Here is a 16,018-nt window from a genome sequence, read left to right on the forward strand (position 1 = left end):
GCCTTTTCCGGCCCGTAAGACCTTATTTTTTCAGCGGTGCGTTCCAGCTCTCGATCGTGGCTTTGGACCAGGCGCCATAAGCGGCATTAGGCAGCACAATCCAGTCGTTGCCGAAGTGTTCGGCGCTGGCTTCAACCAGCTCACGCTGCTGCTCGCTCGGCTTTTTGTTTTTAAACTGCACGGCGAAATCCGGCAGGCTGTCGCCGAACAGCATCACGATCTGCTGCTTTTTGAGGATGCTCTGGCGGCGCTCTTCCTTGCTGACCGTATCCAGCAGCACGCTTTCGTCAGACACCTGCGGCAGGCCGAGAGCGTTTAACGTCTTCAGCGTGTCGGCTTTATTTTCCTGCATACGATCCGAGACATAGTAGATCCGGACCTTGCTCTGATTCACGTGGTCAAGAAACGCTTTTGCTCCCGGGATTAAGCCGGGTTTTCCCTGCTTCTCCCAGTCGCTCCAGGTGTCCCATTGTGTATAGTCGTGACACTGCTCCGCGTCGCGCACCAGCAGAGGGGTGTTATCCAGCACCGTTTCGTCGAGGTCCATCACCACGGCGTAGTTTTCGGGCGTTTTCAGATCTTTTAACTTCTCGTTGAAACGCTCGGTGGCAAACCGATAGGTTTGCAGCTGAAGGGCCATAATCTCTGCCGATTTCTGCTGATAGCGCAGCGCCATTTCGTACGCTTTCGGTTCACACAGGTCGCGCCCGGCAGCCGTCGCGGTTGCCGCTGCACTCATAACAGGTAATGCCAGCAGTAATGCCTTAGCCATTGAATTCACGCTTTTTTCCTCAACACCCTGGTTAAAATCCCGAAAGCGTAATGAAATTCAGTGACAGAAATATGACCGCGATGTGGCAATGTGTTTCCGCTAGACCAGCATGTAATACCAGAACAGGGCGACCTCGTCTTTTTCCGGCAAGGCGTTGTAGAGATAACGGTCGTACCCGCCCAGGGTGAATCCGTAGTGACGGTAAAACAGGCAGGCAGAGACGTTCACATTTTGTGTTTCAAGCCGTAATCCCGGCGCGTTTACGCTGCGGGCCCAGACGTGGGCGGCGGCCATTAATTTTTGCGCGGCGCCGGTTCTGCGTCTGGTGCGATCAACGGCAATATAATCCACTGAAATAAACTTATTCCAGCCGATCGACGCGGTAATAAATCCGGCTAATTCACCGTCATCCGTTTCCGCCACAAGAAATATGGCGTCCGGATTAACGCAATGGTTTTCAAGCGTTTGAATGTCAAGTTCGTAGGTTTTTATCCACGGCTCGGCGACGGCTTCAATATGCAAATCACAATGGATAAAGGGCTCTCGCGCAATGTGGCTAATGGTGAAAGAAAAGTCACAACATTCAAGACGGACGAGGTCCGTATTTAATCCTTTTCGAATCTGCATAGTATTCCCGATAGTGAGTTATTTCATAAAGAATAGACGAAGCGGTTAAATCTGCTGAGCTCACGCACTTTTAATCCTGAACTAAGCTTGTACTTCGTTCCGCGTAAAATGTGGGTCATTCGAGGACAATGAATGGAATTCAGGACATTTCAAAAGCAGTGGGGTGCTGAGTTTATTTCCGATGACGTTGTACGTTTTCGCGTCTGGGCAGAAGGACAGAAAGAACTTACGCTACGTCTTGCCGCCACCGATGTGCCGATGACGGCAACAGGCGGCGGCTGGTTCCAGGCAGACGTCCCTGGCGTCACGCACGGTGCAGAATATCAGTTTGTTCTTCAGGACGGCATGGCGGTGCCCGATCCCGCCTCGCGGGCGCAAAAGGGCGACGTTAACGGACCCTCGGTAGTGATCGATCCCCGACGTTACCAGCCGGTCAACCGCGACTGGGCAGGGCGGCCGTGGGAAGAGACGATCATTTACGAACTGCACATCGGCACCTTTACCCCGGAGGGCACCTTCCGGGCGGCCATCGACAAGCTGCCGTATCTGGCAGAACTTGGGATTACCCAGCTTGAAGTGATGCCCGTCTCTCAGTTTGGCGGTTCCCGCGGCTGGGGGTACGACGGCGTGCTGCTGTATGCCCCTCACTCTGCCTACGGTACGCCGGAGGATTTCCACGCGTTTATCGATGCCGCGCACGGGCTGGGGCTTTCCGTGGTGCTGGATATCGTGCTCAACCACTTCGGCCCGGAGGGGAACTATCTGCCTTTGCTGTCGCCCGCGTTTTTCGATGCACAGCGGATGACGCCGTGGGGCAACGGCATCGCCTACGAGCGCGAGCCGGTGAGACAGTACATGACCGACGCGCCGCTCTACTGGCTGACGGAATACCGGCTGGACGGCCTGCGGTTTGATGCCATCGACCAGATTAAAGACGGCTCGGACACGCATATTCTCGAGGAGATTGCCGCAAAAATTCGCGAGGCCATTCCGCACCGTCACGTTCACCTGACCACGGAAGACAGCCGCAACGTGATTTTCCTGCATCCGCGCGATGAACAGGGCAACGCGCCGTTGTTTACCGGCGAGTGGAACGATGACTTCCACAACGCCGCCCACGTGTTTGCCACCGGTGAGACGCACGCCTACTACCAGGATTTTGCCTTTGAGCCGGAGAAAAAGTTCGCCCGGGCGCTGGCGGAAGGGTTTGTCTACCAGGGCGAGGTGTCTCTGCAAACCGGAGAATCTCGCGGGGTGGAGTGCCGCACCCAGCCGCCGCAGTTTTTCGTCGATTTTATTCAAAACCACGATCAGACCGGCAATCGCGCCCAGGGCGAGCGGCTTATCTCCCTCGCGGGTGCCGACAAGACGCGGGTGCTGCTTGCCGCGCTGCTGCTCTCCCCGCATATCCCGCTGCTGTTTATGGGCGAGGAGTTTGGGGAAACGCATCCGTTCCTGTTCTTCACCGACTTTCACGGCGAACTGGCAAAGGCGGTGCGGGAAGGGCGCGCGAAAGAGTTTACTGGCCATGCCGGGCACGATGAAACCGTCCCGGACCCGAACGACGTGAACACGTTTATCCGCTCAAAGCTCGACTGGCATAAAGTCGCCACCGACGAGGGCAAGACGTGGCTGCGCTATACGCGCCATCTGTTGACGCTGCGCCATCGCTATATCGTTCCGCTTCTGCATCCGGGCGGTGCCGTTGAGGGCCATGTGCTCAAGACCGCGCCCGGCATGGTGGCGGTGTGCTGGCGCTTTCCGTCGGGGACGCTCTCACTGGCGCTTAATATCGGCATTAAGCCCGTCGCGCTGCCTGCTATGGCGGGGGAGACGCGTTTTGCCTCGCCGGAGGTCACTGACGTTTTACCCCCGAACGGTATTGTCGTTCGCTTTGCTGATGGAGAAGCATCGTTATGATCCCTTCCGCCACGTACCGAATTCAGTTCCGTAACGGCATGACCTTCGACCGCGTTGTGGCGCTGGTGCCGTATATGAAGGACCTCGGCATCAGCCACCTTTACGCATCGCCCGTGTTCACTGCCACGACGGGGTCTACCCACGGCTATGACGTGACCAACCCGAATGAAATCGACCCTGCCATCGGCGGGCGAGACGGGTTTGACCGCATGACCGCCGCGCTCAAACAGGCCGGTATGGGGTTGATTCTGGACATTGTCCCCAATCACATGTCGACCTCGCTGGAAAACGCATGGTGGCGGGACGTGATTGAATATGGCCAGCAGAGCCGCTATTTCCGCTACTTCGATATCGACGGGTCGCGACCGCTAACGCTGCCGTTTCTTGGCGACACCTTTGAGGCGGAGCTGGAGAAGGGAGCTATCACGCTAAAACGTGACCCTGTCACGAAAAAAACCGCGCTGGTCTACTACGACGCCGAGTATCCGCTCAACCCCGGCACGTACAGCGAGGAGAAGAGCATTGCCGAGCTGCACAACGCGCAAAGCTGGCGGCTGATGTCCTGGCGGGAGGCACCAAAGCAGCTCTCGTGGCGGCGCTTCTTTGAGATCACCGGACTGGTCGGCGTTCGGGTTGAAGATGATGCGGTCTTCGACGACACGCACCGGCTGATCCTTGAGCTGGTCCACGCGGGCGTGGTGGATGGTCTGCGCATTGACCATGTCGACGGCCTGGCGGATCCGCTGGGCTATCTGCAGCGCCTGCGGCAGGCCACCGGGCCCGACTGCTACATTACGGTCGAAAAGATTCTCGCCAAAGGGGAACAGCTCCCCGCTGACTGGCCGGTATCCGGTACCACCGGCTACGAGTTTATCGCCTCGCTGGCGGAAGTGCTGGTCGACGACGATAGCCTGGGGCGTCTGGAGAAAATCCATGACGAGACGCTGGGCATCACGGTCGATCGCCACGCGGAACTGCGCGATGCCAAAGGCCTGATGGCCGATCGTAATTTTGAGGGTGAATTCACTACGCTGCTAAACCTTGCTGAGGATCTGGCACGCCGCAATGAGGTTGCGCTGCCACGCGAGGAAATCCGCCACGCGCTGCGCGAACTGCTTATTGCGTTTCCGGTCTACCGCACCTATGGCACTCGCGAGGGGTTAACCCCGCCGGACGTGGCGCTGCTTAACCGCGTGGTTGCCAGCGTGGAGACGTCGGAAGCCGCGCTCAGCCTGATCGTGCGCATTCTTACCGGCGACCTGCCGGAAGATTGCCGCGAGAGCGCCGCGCTGTTCAGGACCCGCTTCCAGCAGCTCACCGGGCCGCTGATGGCGAAGTCCGTTGAAGACACGCTTTTCTTTCGCCACAACCTCGAGCTTGCGCTCAATGAAGTCGGTGCCGACCCGACCCCGCGCGCGTTTTCCTTATCCCGCTTTCACCAGGAGATGCGCATTCGTCTGGCCCGTCAGCCCGACGCGCTGCTGGGCACCTCCACGCACGATACCAAGCGCGGGGAAGATGCCCGGGCGCGCCTTTACACCCTGACGGAAGCCCCGGAACGCTGGGGGGAAAATCTGGTCCGCTGGCGGCAGATGAACCAGACCCAGGTGCGTTTTCTCAATGACGGTACCGCGCCGAACGCCGCCGATACGTGGATGATCTACCAGGCGCTGGCGGGCGTCTGGCCCGCCACGCTGTCACCGGACGACGCAGACGGGCTGGCATCACTGCAAGAACGTTTTCTCGGCTTCCTCGAAAAAGCGCTGCGCGAGGCGAAGCAGCGCACCGACTGGATTGACAGTAACGAGAGCTATGAGAGCGTGGTGTTGAGCTACGCGCGGCACCTGCTTTCACCGGACAATAGCCTGTTCCTGCACGATTTCAGCGAGGCGATGCAGCCCTTTATCCGCGCCGGGCTGATGAACAGCCTCAGCCAGACGGTGATCAAGCTGACGGCGCCCGGCGTGCCGGATATTTATCAGGGCAGCGAGGCGCTTAACTTCAGCCTTGTCGACCCGGATAACCGACGCGAGCCGGACTTTCCGGCCCTGGTGCAGAGCCTCAGTGCGGCGGATGCCGGGGTGTTTGACAACCCGGCATGCTGGCGGGACGGCAGGGTAAAACAGTTCGTTACCGCCACGCTGCTACGGCTTCGACCGCACTACGACGCGCTTTTCCGCTACGGCGACTGGCTGCCGCTTAAGGTCAGCGGCGAGCGCGAGGAGAACCTGATTGTCTATGCGCGCGTTAAGGACGACGAGGCGCTGATTGTCGCCGTGCCGCGTCTGGTTTTTGACGTCACCGATAATCATCAGCTGTGGGTCAATACCACGGTCGCGTTACCCGACGAGCTGGCCGGGAAGCGCTATCGGGATCTGTTCAGCGGCGAAAGCCGCATGCTGCAAGAAACGCTGGCGTTAACGTCAGAAAAGGGATGTGTACTGGTTCTGCTTACCTGCGAATAATCGTGGAGAACGAAAATGGCAAAGGATACATCGTTTGAAATTCGGGCCGGTAATGGCCAGCAGTTGGGGGCGAATTATGACGGGAAGGGCGTTAACTTCGCGCTGTTCTCCGCTCACGCTGAACGGGTGGAGCTCTGTCTGTTTGACCCGTCCGGGAAAACGGAAATCGCCCGGCTGGAGCTGCCGGAGTATACCCATGAGGTCTGGCACGGCTATGTGCCCGACCTGAAGCCGGGGGCGCTGTATGGCTATCGCGTCTACGGCCCCTACGACCCGGAAAACGGTCATCGCTTCAACCCGCATAAGCTGCTTATCGACCCCTACGCTCGCGAACTGGTGGGTGACATCGACTGGAACGATGCCCATTTCGGCTATGAGCTGGGGCATGACGAGCTTGATTTGAGCTTTGACACGCGGGACAGCGCGCCGTTCACGCCGAAAGGCAGGGTCATCGACCCGAATGCCTTTGACTGGCAGGACAACAACCGGCCGAACGTTCCCTGGCCGCATACCATTGTCTATGAGAGCCACGTGAAAGGCTTTACCCAGATGAACCCGGCCATACCGCCCGAGCTACGCGGCACGTTTGAAGGCATGGGGCATAAAGCCTCGGTCGATTATATCAAAAGCCTGGGCATTACCTCGGTGGAGCTGCTGCCGGTTCACTGGTTCCCGGATGACCAGCACCTGCTCGACCGCGGCCTGAAGAACTTCTGGGGCTATAACACGCTGGGCTTTTTTGCTCCGGCGTCGCGCTACTACGGCCCGGCAGGGATTCAGGGCTTTCGCGATATGGTGCGCGCCTATCATGACGCGGGCATCGAGGTCATTCTTGACGTGGTGTATAACCACACGGCGGAAGGGAACGAGCTTGGCCCGACGCTCTCGTTTAAGGGGATTGATAACTACAGCTATTACCGCACGCTCCCGGACCAGCACCGGTACTACATCAACGACACCGGGACGGGAAACACGGTCAACACCTCGCATCCGCGCGTGTTGCAGATGGTGATGGATTCCCTGCGCTACTGGGCGGAATCGATGCACATTGACGGTTTTCGTTTCGACCTCGGGACGATCCTGGGCCGCGAGCCCGAAGGGTTTGACCCGCGCGGCGGTTTTTTTGACGCCATGACTCAGGATCCGGTCTTATCCCGACTGAAGCTGATTGGTGAACCCTGGGATATCGGTCCCGGCGGCTATCAGGTGGGCGGATTCCCGCCAGGCTGGGGGGAGTGGAACGACAAATACCGCGACACCGTTCGCGAGTACTGGAAGGGGGACAACGTCTCCACGGACTTTGCCGCGCGTCTGCTCGGTTCCGGCGATCTGTACGATCTGCGCGGACGCCGTCCGTGGGCCAGCGTCAATTTCATCACCGCCCATGACGGCTTTACGCTGAATGACCTGGTGTCGTACAACGAAAAGCACAACGCCGACAACGGTGAGGACAATAACGACGGGCATAACGATAACCGCTCGTACAACTACGGCGAGGAAGGGCCAACCGAGAACCCGGATATTATTGCTACCCGCGAACGGCAGAAACGTAATTTCCTGACCACGCTGCTGTTCTCCCACGGCACGCCGATGCTGCTGGCGGGGGACGAGTTTGGCCGTACGCAGAAGGGGAATAACAATGGATACTGCCAGGACAGTGAGATCTCGTGGATCGACTGGAAGGGACTCTCCGAAAACGACGCTGCGCTGCGCGAGTTTACCCGTCGTCTCATTGCCCTTCGCGCGCAACAGCCGCTGCTGCGCCGTGAAAGCTGGCGCGACGGGCTGGAGATCCGCTGGTTCAATGCCGGAGGTGGTCCACAGCAGGCCGAGCAGTGGGATGAAGGCTCGACGCTTGGGGTCTCCATCAGCAGACCGGATCTGCGGCAGGAGGACGGTATCTGGCACGACGTGCTGATGCTGTTCAACCCGTTTGAAGGCACCGTGCCGTTCCAGATCCCGCAATTTGGCGAAGGGGGATGGGTGCTGGAGCTGTCTACGGCGGATGACGCTGCCACCGGGACAGCGATCACCGAAACCGTTGAGTACGAACTGGCCGGGCGCAGCATTACGCTGTTCCGCCGTCCTTAGTTACAGTGACGCCGCCGCCCGGGCGGCGGTGTCATACAGGGAGGAGATCGTGCGTAACAGCTGCGCGGTCTCGCCAATCGACTTCCCGGCAATGCCGCTCTCCGCGTGGATCGCAATCAGACACGCTTCCCGCACGTCCCGGTATTTCATGCACAGCGCTTTCCCTTCCTCCGTGGTGGAGAAAAAAAGCTCTTTACCCGCTTTCTCGCTCGTCACGTAGCCTGCTTTGACCAGCTTTTTCAGGGCATAGGTCACCACGTGGGTATCTTCCACGTTGAGGACGAAGCAGATATCGGCCAGCTTTTTCTTGCGGTCGCGGTGGTTCACGTGATGCAGCAGCGAAACGTCAAAGGCGCCCATATCGGGCTCGCCGGCAGCCGTCATGCAGCGCACCATCCATTTGTTGAACGCGTTGCTGGTCATGATCAGCGCATATTCCAGCTCTGATAACTCCGCGCAGCGCTCGGATACCAGGTGGCGGGAAGAGACGATCCGGCCATCGTTGATATCGTCGCGATCGGGTGAAGCACTCTTTTCTGAGGTCATAACGTTCCTTAGCCAGAAATGTAAACTCATCGATAAAATAAGAACATTTTATTGATAATTTGTTTACATGTTTTTGAGGTTCAGATATAGCTTTTTAGCGCAGGTTTTGCGAAGCCTGCCAACAAAACACAACATCGCTCGCCGCAAATTAAAAAAATAGCCGTCGGCGCGCAACGCTCACTTTCGATAGGGTAAACGTTATGGACGGTACTACGCTGTTGCCGCTGATCGGGATACCGATCGTGGTTATTGGTTTTGCACTGCGCTTCAACCCGCTGCTGGTGGTCGTGGTAGCGGGGCTGGCGACGGGTCTGCTGGTCGGGATGGATTTCGGCATGCTGCTGGAAACCTTTGGCGAGAAGTTCGTCAATAGCCGATCGCTGGCCACCTTCATCCTGATCCTGCCGGTGATTGGTCTGCTGGAATATTACGGGCTTAAAGAGCGCGCCCAGGCCTGGGTGGCGAAGATCGCCAGCGCCACCTCCGCGCGTATTCTGATGCTCTATTTTGTCGCGCGGGAAGGCACCGCCGCGCTGGGTCTGATGTCGCTGGGCGGTCACGCGCAGACGGTGCGCCCGCTGCTGGCGCCGATGGCCGAAGGGGCGGCGCTGAACGAATATGGCGAGCTGCCGCAGCATATTCGCGACAAAATCAAAGCCCACGCCGCCGCGTGCGACAACATCGCGGTCTTCTTTGGGGAAGATATCTTTATTGCCTTCGGGGCGGTGCTGCTGATCGACGCGTTCCTGAAAGAAAATGGTATTCAGGGCATTGAACCGCTGCATATCGGCCTGTGGGCCATTCCCACCGCGATTGCGGCATTGATTATTCATATGACGCGCCTGCTGCGCCTCGATGCAAGTATCCGTCGCGACGTGATGGCCTGGCGTGCAGAGCAGGGTACGCAGGAGGCCGCGCAATGATGACGCTTATCACCATTAACCGCGTGTACTACCTGATTGGCTTTGTCGTGATGCTGCTGGTTGTGATGACCCTGCGCGATCGCGCCAATCCGAAGCGCTTTACCACCGCGCTGTTCTGGTTCTTGTTTGGCGGGATCTTCCTGTTTGGCGATCTGATGGTTCAGGAACTCGGCAAATCGCTGGCGTACCGGATTATCGGCGGCGGGGTTATCGCCATCGCGCTGCTGGCGGGCTTTGGCCTCGTCGGGAAAGGGCACTATAAAATGTCCACCGAGGAGGAGCGCGTCACGTCGTCAAACCGGCTTAAAAACTGGCTGTTCCTGCCCGCGCTGATGATCCCGGTGGTGACGGTGTTGGGCACGTTATTCCTGAAGGGCGTTTCGATCGGCGGCGTGTTTCTGCTCGATCAGAAGCAGCTCACCCTGGCGGCGCTGTGCGTGGCCTGCGTCGCGGCGATCTTTACCGGCTGGTGGCTGACCAAAGGCACACCGCTGCATGCCGTTCGTCAGTCCCGTCGTCTTGTCGATACCATCGGCTGGGCGGTGATCCTGCCGCAGATGCTGGCCATGCTCGGCGGCGTGTTCGTGGTGGCTAACACGGGCGACTCGGTACAGAAGGTGGTGAGCCTGTTTGTGAACCCGGACAGCCGCTTTATGCTGGTGGTGATTTACTGCGTGGGTATGGCGCTGTTTACCATGATTATGGGTAATGCCTTTGCGGCCTTCCCGGTGTTAAGTGCCGGTATCGCCTTGCCGTTTCTGATCAACGTGCATCACGGCAACCCTGCGCCGCTGCTGGCGATTGGCATGTATGCAGGCTACTGCGGCACGCTGATGACGCCGATGGCCGCGAACTTCAATATCGTTCCCGCCGCGCTGCTGGAGCTGAAAGACAAATATCAGGTGATCAAGATCCAGATCCCGACCGCGTTAACCCTGCTGGTGGTGAACGTGTTCTTAATGTATTTCCTCGTGTTTCGCTAAGGAGCTGTCATGGAATTAACGCAACATCAGGCCGACGCGTTTGCCCGCATGCCTTTGACCTATTTGCGCCAGGAATACCCGAACCACATTATGCACCTGCTGAATGATGATGGTGACGTTCTGCCGCCGCGTGAACTGCATCCCATTTTCTACGGCTGTTTTGACTGGCACTCGGCGGTGCACGGTTACTGGCTGCTGCTGCGCTGCGTGCGCCTCTATCCAGAATTACCGTGCCGGGACGCGATCGTCGCGCTTTTTGACGAGCACATGACCGAAGAGAACGTGGCGAAGGAGCTGGCCTATTTTACCGCGCCGTTCCGCGCCTCGTTTGAGCGTCCGTATGGCTACGGCTGGCTGCTGGCGCTGGCCCAGGAGCTGAAGCAGTCGACGCTGCCGCAGGCCGCGGGCTGGCACCAGACGCTGGCACCGCTCACCCAGGATATTCGCAACCGGCTGGTGGATTACCTCGGTAAGCTCACCTATCCGATCCGCGTCGGGACGCACTACAACACCGCGTTTGCCCTCGCGCTGGCACTCGATTACGGTCGCGCAGTCGGAGACAAGGCGCTTGAACAGACGATTGTGGCAGCGGCGGAGCGGTTTTATCTCGCCGACACGCGCTATCCGGCTCATTATGAGCCCGGCGGAGACGAGTATATTTCCGGCGCGCTGACGGAGGCGCTGCTGATGAGCAAGGTGGCTGAAGAGTTCCCGGCCTGGTTTGACGCGTTTCTGCCGGAGGTGGGCGCCGTTACGGCACTGATGAACCCGGCGGAAGTGAGCGATCGTACCGACCCGAAAATTGCCCATCTGGACGGATTAAACCTCAGCCGCGCGTGGTGTATGAAGCACATTGCGAAAGCGCTTCCTGCCAGCCACCCGGCGCAACCGGCATTGCGCGAGGCGGTGACGAAACATCTTGCCGCCAGCGTCGGGCATGTGGTCGGCAGCCACTATAGCGGCGGGCACTGGCTGGCGAGTTTTGCGCTGCTGGCGCTGGAGTAAACAAACGCGCCGTCTTTCTTGCCGGGTGGCGCTGCGCTTACCCGGCCTACATTGTGCAACGCTTGCCTGTAGACCGCGCGGGGCGCAGCCTGCTCAGGCTAAATACCACCGAACCTGTCGAGGCGATGACGGCTAGCCACAGTGCAACCTGGATAGCATGTTGATGGTCCCATCCTGCCGCTGCTCCCAGCAGAACCCCCACCACGGCGGCGCCGAGACACTGGCCGAATGTCCTCACAATCGACAACACGCCGGAAGCATAGCTGGCATATTCCCGCGCGACGTTAGCGAGCATTTCCCGGTTATTGGGGCTCTGAAAGCAGCCAAATCCAATACCGCATACCAGGCTGCGCAGGCAGATATTCCACACGGAAGGATTCTCCGGCAACGTGGCCAGCAGGACCAACCCACCGACAAAGACGATAAGCCCGAGGGTCGAGATCAGCGGCGCGGAGATCGTATCCGCCCAGCGACCCGCGTGCGGCGCGATCAGCACGATGCCAATCGGCCACGGGGTAAACAGCAGCGCCGACACCACCGGGCTGTAGCCATACACGCTCTGAAACAGGAACGGCAGCGCGACAAACGTGATCCCCTGGCTCACAAACGAGGCCAGCGAGGTCAGCGCGGCGAGGGTGAAGCGCCCGTTTTTGAACATCACCGGTGGCAGTAACGGATGTTGCGCGCGCCGGATACGCCAGGTAAAGGCGAAGGCGCTGACCAGCGCGAGAACGCCCCAGCAGACGGCCTGCCGGTTAATGTGTTGCGTCACGTGCTGAAGGCTGTCGGCCATCATGATTGCGGAACCTAACAGGACGGCGGAGAGCACGGCGCCTGGCGCGTCAAAGGGAGTGCGGTCAACGGCCGATTCCCGCGGCAAGGCCCGCCATGCGAGCAGCAGGGCGATGCTGCCCGGAATAAGGTTAATGGCGAACAGCCATTGCCAGCTCAGGGCGTCCAGTATTGTTCCGCCGAGTACCGGGGCAATCGCCGTGCTGGAGGCGATAAGCAGGGCGTGCAGTCCCAGGATACGGCCCAGCAGTCGGCCCGGAAAAACGGACCGCAGGATCGCCGGGGCGATACTCAGGGTCGCCGCGCCGCCGATGCCCTGCAGAATTCGCATCCCGGTTAACATTTCCGGCGTTGTTGCCAGCGCGCAACCCAGCGAGGTGAGCGTAAAGGTGGCAAGCCCGGCCAGAAAGATTGGGCGATAGCCCACCCGGGCCGCCAGCGCCGCGAAGATGGCCAACGTCATCGCCGCTGACAGCAGATAACCGTTAGCGAACCAGACCGCAACGTTCGCGGGGACCTGCATCGCTCTTGCCATGGAGGGGAGCGCGATGTTGATCATGGTACCGTCAAAAACGCCCATCAGCGTGGTGGTCATAACGGCGGCCATCACCCTGGCGCGTTCATGTCCGGGTAAACCTTCATCGCCGGGCTGGTTTGAAAAGAGCGTCATCGTCGTTACTCCGAATAAGAATCGTGATGACGAAACTATAATCATGCGGTATACAGGGCGGAAGACGCAGCATTTGCACTTAATCATTGCACGTAACGCCATATCTGAGGAGCCATCGTGTCCGATCCTGATTTTAACCTTCTGGTTGCGCTCGACGTTTTGCTGGCAGAAGCCAGCGTGGCGGGCGCGGCGCGACGTTTGAACCTGAGCACCTCCGCCATGAGCCGCACCCTGAGCCGGCTGCGGGAGGTGACCGGCGATCCGATCCTGGTACGGGCCGGTCGTCACATGGTGCTGACGCCCTGGGCCGAAGCTACCCGGGACCGCGCCAGAAGCGCTGTGCACGAGGCGAGGGCGGTGCTGCAGCCCTCCACCGACGCGCTGAAGGTGGAAAGCCTCGAACGGCTGTTCACCATCCGGGCCAACGACGGTTTTGTGGTGGCGTTTGGGCCTCTGCTCATTGCTGCGGTTGCGAGCGTTGCGCCCGGGGTGTGCATCCGCTTCTCACCGAAACCGGAAAAAACGTCGCGCTACTTGCGGGAGGGACTTGTCGATCTGGAGATCGGCGTGCAGGGCAACATGGGGCCTGAAATACGGCTGCAAAGGCTTTTCCAGGATCGGTTTGTTGGCACGGTGCGCAAGGGGCATCCGCTGTCAGAGCAGCCGGAGGTCAGCCTGAGTGACTATGTCGCCTGGGGGCATGTGGTGGCCTCGCCGGACGGATCGCTGCACGGGTTTGTCGATGAGGCGCTGGCGGAGCGCGGGATGAATCGTAAGGTCGCCAGCGTGGTGCCCGGCTTTCCGACGGCGTTATCCGTGGCGCTGGCCTCCGATCTGATTGCCATGGTGCCAGCGTTATACCTGCTCAATCAGGCGATGACCGAGCGCGTGCACGTCTTTGAACTGCCCTTTAAGATCCGCACTATTACGGTATCCCAGATGTGGCATCCGCGCATGGAACGGGACCCGGCGCATCGCTGGCTCAGGGAAAAAGTCCTTGAAGTGTGCCGCGCGGTTTGCTGACGCTCAGAGCACTTTCCCCGGCACGGTGAGGATGAAGCGCGTCGACACCGCATCCGATTCCACGCGGACTTTTCCGTGGTGTGCGGTGACGATGGACTTCACGATGGCAAGCCCAATGCCGCTGCCTTCACCTTTACGCTGCCTGGACGGATCGACGCGATAAAAACGGTCAAACAGCTTCGGCAGATGCGCCGGCGGGATCGGCGTACCGGGGTTTTCTGTCACCAGCTCAACGTCATTATCCTGTTTTCGCAGTGAGACCGTCACCGTTTTGCCCGCTGGCGTATAGCGCAGGGCGTTAGATAACAGATTATTGATGGCTCTTCTGAACATCTGCGGATCGCCTTCTATCAGGCAGGGCATCCCATTGAATGTCAGCGCGATGTGGCGTTCTTCCGCCCAGGCTTCGAAGAAATCAAACACCTTCATGACCTCGGCGCTCAAATCAAACATCACCCGATCCGGGATGAGCTGATTATTATCGGCCTGTGCCAGGAACAGCATGTCGCTGACCATGCGGGTCATCCGGTTGTACTCTTCCAGGCTGGAGTACAACACATCCTCCAGCTCCTTCGGAGAACGGTTCTGACTCAGCGCGATCTCCGTTTGCGTCACCAGGTTGGTGATAGGGGTTCTGATTTCGTGCGCGATATCGGCGGAAAAGTTAGCCTGACGGGTAAAGACATCTTCAATCTTTTCGATCATCTGGTTGAAGGAGATGACCAGCTGTTCCAGCTCAACGGGGACGCGGGACGGCTCCAGTCGTGCATCCAGGTTTTCGGAGGTGATGTTTTTAATGGCGTTGCTGACGTTACGCAGGGGCAAATGTCCCTGACGCACCGCGATGCGGATGACAAGAATAATCAGCAGGCTGATAACCGCGGCAATCGCCAGAAGGTTTTTTTTCAGCGCCTCAAGATAGTGGAGATGAAAATTAATGGAGAGCCCGATCAGCATGACGTAGTCCTGGGTTTTGCCCTGCAGCGTCGCCGTTCCTGAGGAGGCGATAATCCGGTACGTTTCCATTTTCATGGCGGACCCGGCATGCATGGGGGGGGCCGGGTCTTCTACCGTCCAGAGAAACACATCCTGTGCACGACGGTGTTCGCTAAAGTCCGCCGTCTTCATTGCCGGGCGCAATGCCGCCCCTTGCGTCGAGCTGAACAGGGTATTGCCCAGCGGATCCAGAAGCAGGACGGCCACGTTGCGGTAACTGGCGATCGACTCTTTGATCTTACTGATTTTCTTTTGGTCGGGATCTGCCGGTGAGTGCAGAATGCGGTGCATCGCGGTGCTGATCTGCTGAAGGTCGCTGATATCCTGCTCGGCAAAGTGCTTCTCAACGGAGTGCAGCATGAACCAGGTAAAGGCGAAGAAGGCCAGTATGGTGGAGAGGCTGATAAAAAAGGTCAGCCGCAGCGCAAGAGAGAACGGGCGTCGGAGGGGCTTAACGCGCATCCGGTACCTCCAGCATATAGCCCACGCCGCGCACCGTCTGGATCAGCTTCGGTTCAAAGTCATTATCGATCTTTGCGCGCAGCCGCTTTACCGCCACGTCAATCGCGTTCGTGTCGCTGTCAAAGTTCATGTCCCATACCTGGGAGGCAATCAGGGAGCGGGGCAGCACTTCCCCCTGATGGCGCATGAAAAACTCCAGCAGACTGAACTCCTTGCTGGTGAGCACAATCCGACTTCCGGCCCGGCTGACCTTTCTCGACACGAGGTCAACCGTCAGATCTGCTACCTGAAGCTGGCTTTCTGCGATCACCGTATTTCCGCGTCTTAACAACGTCCTTACCCGGGCGAGCAGCTCGGCAAAGGCGAATGGCTTGATCAGATAATCATCTGCGCCCAGCTCAAGCCCTTTAACCCGGTGTTCAATCGTACCGAGAGCCGTCAGAAGCAGTATGGGCATCCCTTTGCCGGCAGAGCGGAGCATACGGACAATGTCCCAGCCGTTCACATCGGGCAGCATGATGTCGAGAATCAGCAGATCGTATTCAGCGGTCATGGCGAGATGGTAGCCGTTCAGGCCATTATCAGCGTGGTCCACGACAAACCCCGCTTCAGTGAGTCCCTTGCTGAGGTACTCACCGGTTTTCATTTCGTCTTCAACGATCAGTATTTTCATCTTGCTCCCCTGACTGGCTGCTGATGACATTCTATGGCGCCCGCCACCGTTCACAATGACTTACGTTAAA

General features: G+C 58.8%; 13 protein-coding genes. 7 read left to right on the forward strand and 6 right to left on the reverse strand.

What is annotated here, in order from left to right:
• Positions 1-22 precede the first annotated feature (22 nt).
• The gene (locus BMW97_RS02570) at positions 23-781 is read right to left on the reverse strand and encodes a 5'-nucleotidase, lipoprotein e(P4) family (RefSeq protein ID WP_090392515.1); all 759 of its coding nucleotides are present in this window, start codon (positions 779-781) and stop codon (positions 23-25) included.
• A 90-nt stretch (positions 782-871) separates the two neighbouring features.
• Entirely contained in the window at positions 872-1,399 is a 528-nt protein-coding gene (locus tag BMW97_RS02575; protein ID WP_045910584.1) for a GNAT family N-acetyltransferase, read from the reverse strand.
• Positions 1,400-1,531: 132 nt separating this feature from the next.
• Here BMW97_RS02575 and treZ point away from each other — a divergent pair, with 132 nt between their 5' ends.
• From treZ to glgX, 3 genes are read left to right on the forward strand one after another with little or no spacing between them, the layout of a single operon-like run.
• Positions 1,532-3,319 (forward strand): malto-oligosyltrehalose trehalohydrolase, encoded by a 1,788-nt coding sequence (treZ, locus tag BMW97_RS02580; protein WP_045910583.1) that lies wholly within the window; start codon positions 1,532-1,534, stop codon positions 3,317-3,319.
• The gene (treY, locus tag BMW97_RS02585; protein ID WP_045910582.1) at positions 3,316-5,784 is read left to right on the forward strand and encodes a malto-oligosyltrehalose synthase; all 2,469 of its coding nucleotides are present in this window, start codon (positions 3,316-3,318) and stop codon (positions 5,782-5,784) included. Before treZ ends, treY begins: the two co-directional genes overlap by 4 nt.
• 15 nt (positions 5,785-5,799) lie before the next feature.
• The gene (gene glgX / locus BMW97_RS02590; RefSeq protein WP_045910581.1) at positions 5,800-7,875 is read left to right on the forward strand and encodes a glycogen debranching protein GlgX; all 2,076 of its coding nucleotides are present in this window, start codon (positions 5,800-5,802) and stop codon (positions 7,873-7,875) included.
• Here the strand turns inward: glgX and BMW97_RS02595 are convergent, their stop codons facing one another.
• On the reverse strand, positions 7,876-8,421 hold the full coding sequence (locus tag BMW97_RS02595) for a winged helix DNA-binding protein (protein WP_024908533.1): 546 nt from the start codon (positions 8,419-8,421) through the stop codon (positions 7,876-7,878). It lies immediately after the preceding gene.
• Positions 8,422-8,621: 200 nt separating this feature from the next.
• On the opposite strand from BMW97_RS02595, the gene BMW97_RS02600 reads away from it, so the two are divergent.
• The 3 genes from BMW97_RS02600 to BMW97_RS02610 are packed head-to-tail and all read left to right on the forward strand — an operon-like array spanning position 8,622 to position 11,332.
• Positions 8,622-9,344, forward strand: a complete 723-nt coding sequence (locus tag BMW97_RS02600; RefSeq protein WP_008501655.1) for a DUF969 domain-containing protein — start codon at positions 8,622-8,624, stop codon at positions 9,342-9,344.
• A complete protein-coding gene (locus BMW97_RS02605; RefSeq protein ID WP_045910580.1) occupies positions 9,341-10,327 on the forward strand; it encodes a DUF979 domain-containing protein in 987 nt (328 codons plus the stop codon). Before BMW97_RS02600 ends, BMW97_RS02605 begins: the two co-directional genes overlap by 4 nt.
• Positions 10,328-10,336: 9 nt before the next feature.
• Positions 10,337-11,332: a DUF2891 domain-containing protein gene (locus tag BMW97_RS02610; RefSeq protein ID WP_045910579.1), complete on the forward strand. Its 996-nt coding sequence runs from the start codon at positions 10,337-10,339 to the stop codon at positions 11,330-11,332.
• Positions 11,333-11,378: 46 nt separating this feature from the next.
• On the opposite strand, the gene BMW97_RS02615 is transcribed toward BMW97_RS02610, so the two are convergent.
• The gene (locus BMW97_RS02615; RefSeq protein ID WP_045910578.1) at positions 11,379-12,794 is read right to left on the reverse strand and encodes an MFS transporter; all 1,416 of its coding nucleotides are present in this window, start codon (positions 12,792-12,794) and stop codon (positions 11,379-11,381) included.
• 117 nt (positions 12,795-12,911) lie between these two features.
• Here BMW97_RS02615 and BMW97_RS02620 point away from each other — a divergent pair, with 117 nt between their 5' ends.
• Positions 12,912-13,817, forward strand: coding sequence for a LysR family transcriptional regulator (locus BMW97_RS02620; protein WP_045910577.1), 906 nt, complete (start codon positions 12,912-12,914; stop codon positions 13,815-13,817).
• A gap of 3 nt (positions 13,818-13,820) precedes the next feature.
• Here the strand turns inward: BMW97_RS02620 and BMW97_RS02625 are convergent, their stop codons facing one another.
• Both BMW97_RS02625 and BMW97_RS02630 read right to left on the reverse strand, forming a co-directional pair.
• Complete coding sequence (locus BMW97_RS02625; protein WP_045910576.1) at positions 13,821-15,275, reverse strand: Cu(+)/Ag(+) sensor histidine kinase; 1,455 nt, start codon at positions 15,273-15,275, stop codon at positions 13,821-13,823.
• Positions 15,265-15,948: a copper/silver response regulator transcription factor gene (locus BMW97_RS02630; RefSeq protein WP_045910575.1), complete on the reverse strand. Its 684-nt coding sequence runs from the start codon at positions 15,946-15,948 to the stop codon at positions 15,265-15,267. The genes BMW97_RS02625 and BMW97_RS02630 overlap by 11 nt, the downstream gene beginning before the upstream one ends.
• Positions 15,949-16,018: the final 70 nt, after the last annotated feature.

The organism is Enterobacter sp. NFIX58 (assembly GCF_900110475.1).
In the GTDB taxonomy this organism is placed as follows: Bacteria; Pseudomonadota; Gammaproteobacteria; order Enterobacterales; family Enterobacteriaceae; genus Enterobacter; species Enterobacter quasiroggenkampii.

Excerpts from the sequence above, each read along its gene's own strand:
- BMW97_RS02575 (WP_045910584.1), bottom strand. The coding sequence starts at position 1,399 with ATGCAGATTCGAAAAGGATTAAATACGGACCTCGTCCGTCTTGAATGT.
- treZ (WP_045910583.1), top strand. The coding sequence starts at position 1,532 with ATGGAATTCAGGACATTTCAAAAGCAGTGGGGTGCTGAGTTTATTTCC.
- treY (WP_045910582.1), top strand. The coding sequence starts at position 3,316 with ATGATCCCTTCCGCCACGTACCGAATTCAGTTCCGTAACGGCATGACC.
- glgX (WP_045910581.1), top strand. The coding sequence starts at position 5,800 with ATGGCAAAGGATACATCGTTTGAAATTCGGGCCGGTAATGGCCAGCAG.
- BMW97_RS02595 (WP_024908533.1), bottom strand. The coding sequence starts at position 8,421 with ATGACCTCAGAAAAGAGTGCTTCACCCGATCGCGACGATATCAACGAT.
- BMW97_RS02600 (WP_008501655.1), top strand. The coding sequence starts at position 8,622 with ATGGACGGTACTACGCTGTTGCCGCTGATCGGGATACCGATCGTGGTT.
- BMW97_RS02605 (WP_045910580.1), top strand. The coding sequence starts at position 9,341 with ATGATGACGCTTATCACCATTAACCGCGTGTACTACCTGATTGGCTTT.
- BMW97_RS02610 (WP_045910579.1), top strand. The coding sequence starts at position 10,337 with ATGGAATTAACGCAACATCAGGCCGACGCGTTTGCCCGCATGCCTTTG.
- BMW97_RS02615 (WP_045910578.1), bottom strand. The coding sequence starts at position 12,794 with ATGACGCTCTTTTCAAACCAGCCCGGCGATGAAGGTTTACCCGGACAT.
- BMW97_RS02625 (WP_045910576.1), bottom strand. The coding sequence starts at position 15,275 with ATGCGCGTTAAGCCCCTCCGACGCCCGTTCTCTCTTGCGCTGCGGCTG.
- BMW97_RS02630 (WP_045910575.1), bottom strand. The coding sequence starts at position 15,948 with ATGAAAATACTGATCGTTGAAGACGAAATGAAAACCGGTGAGTACCTC.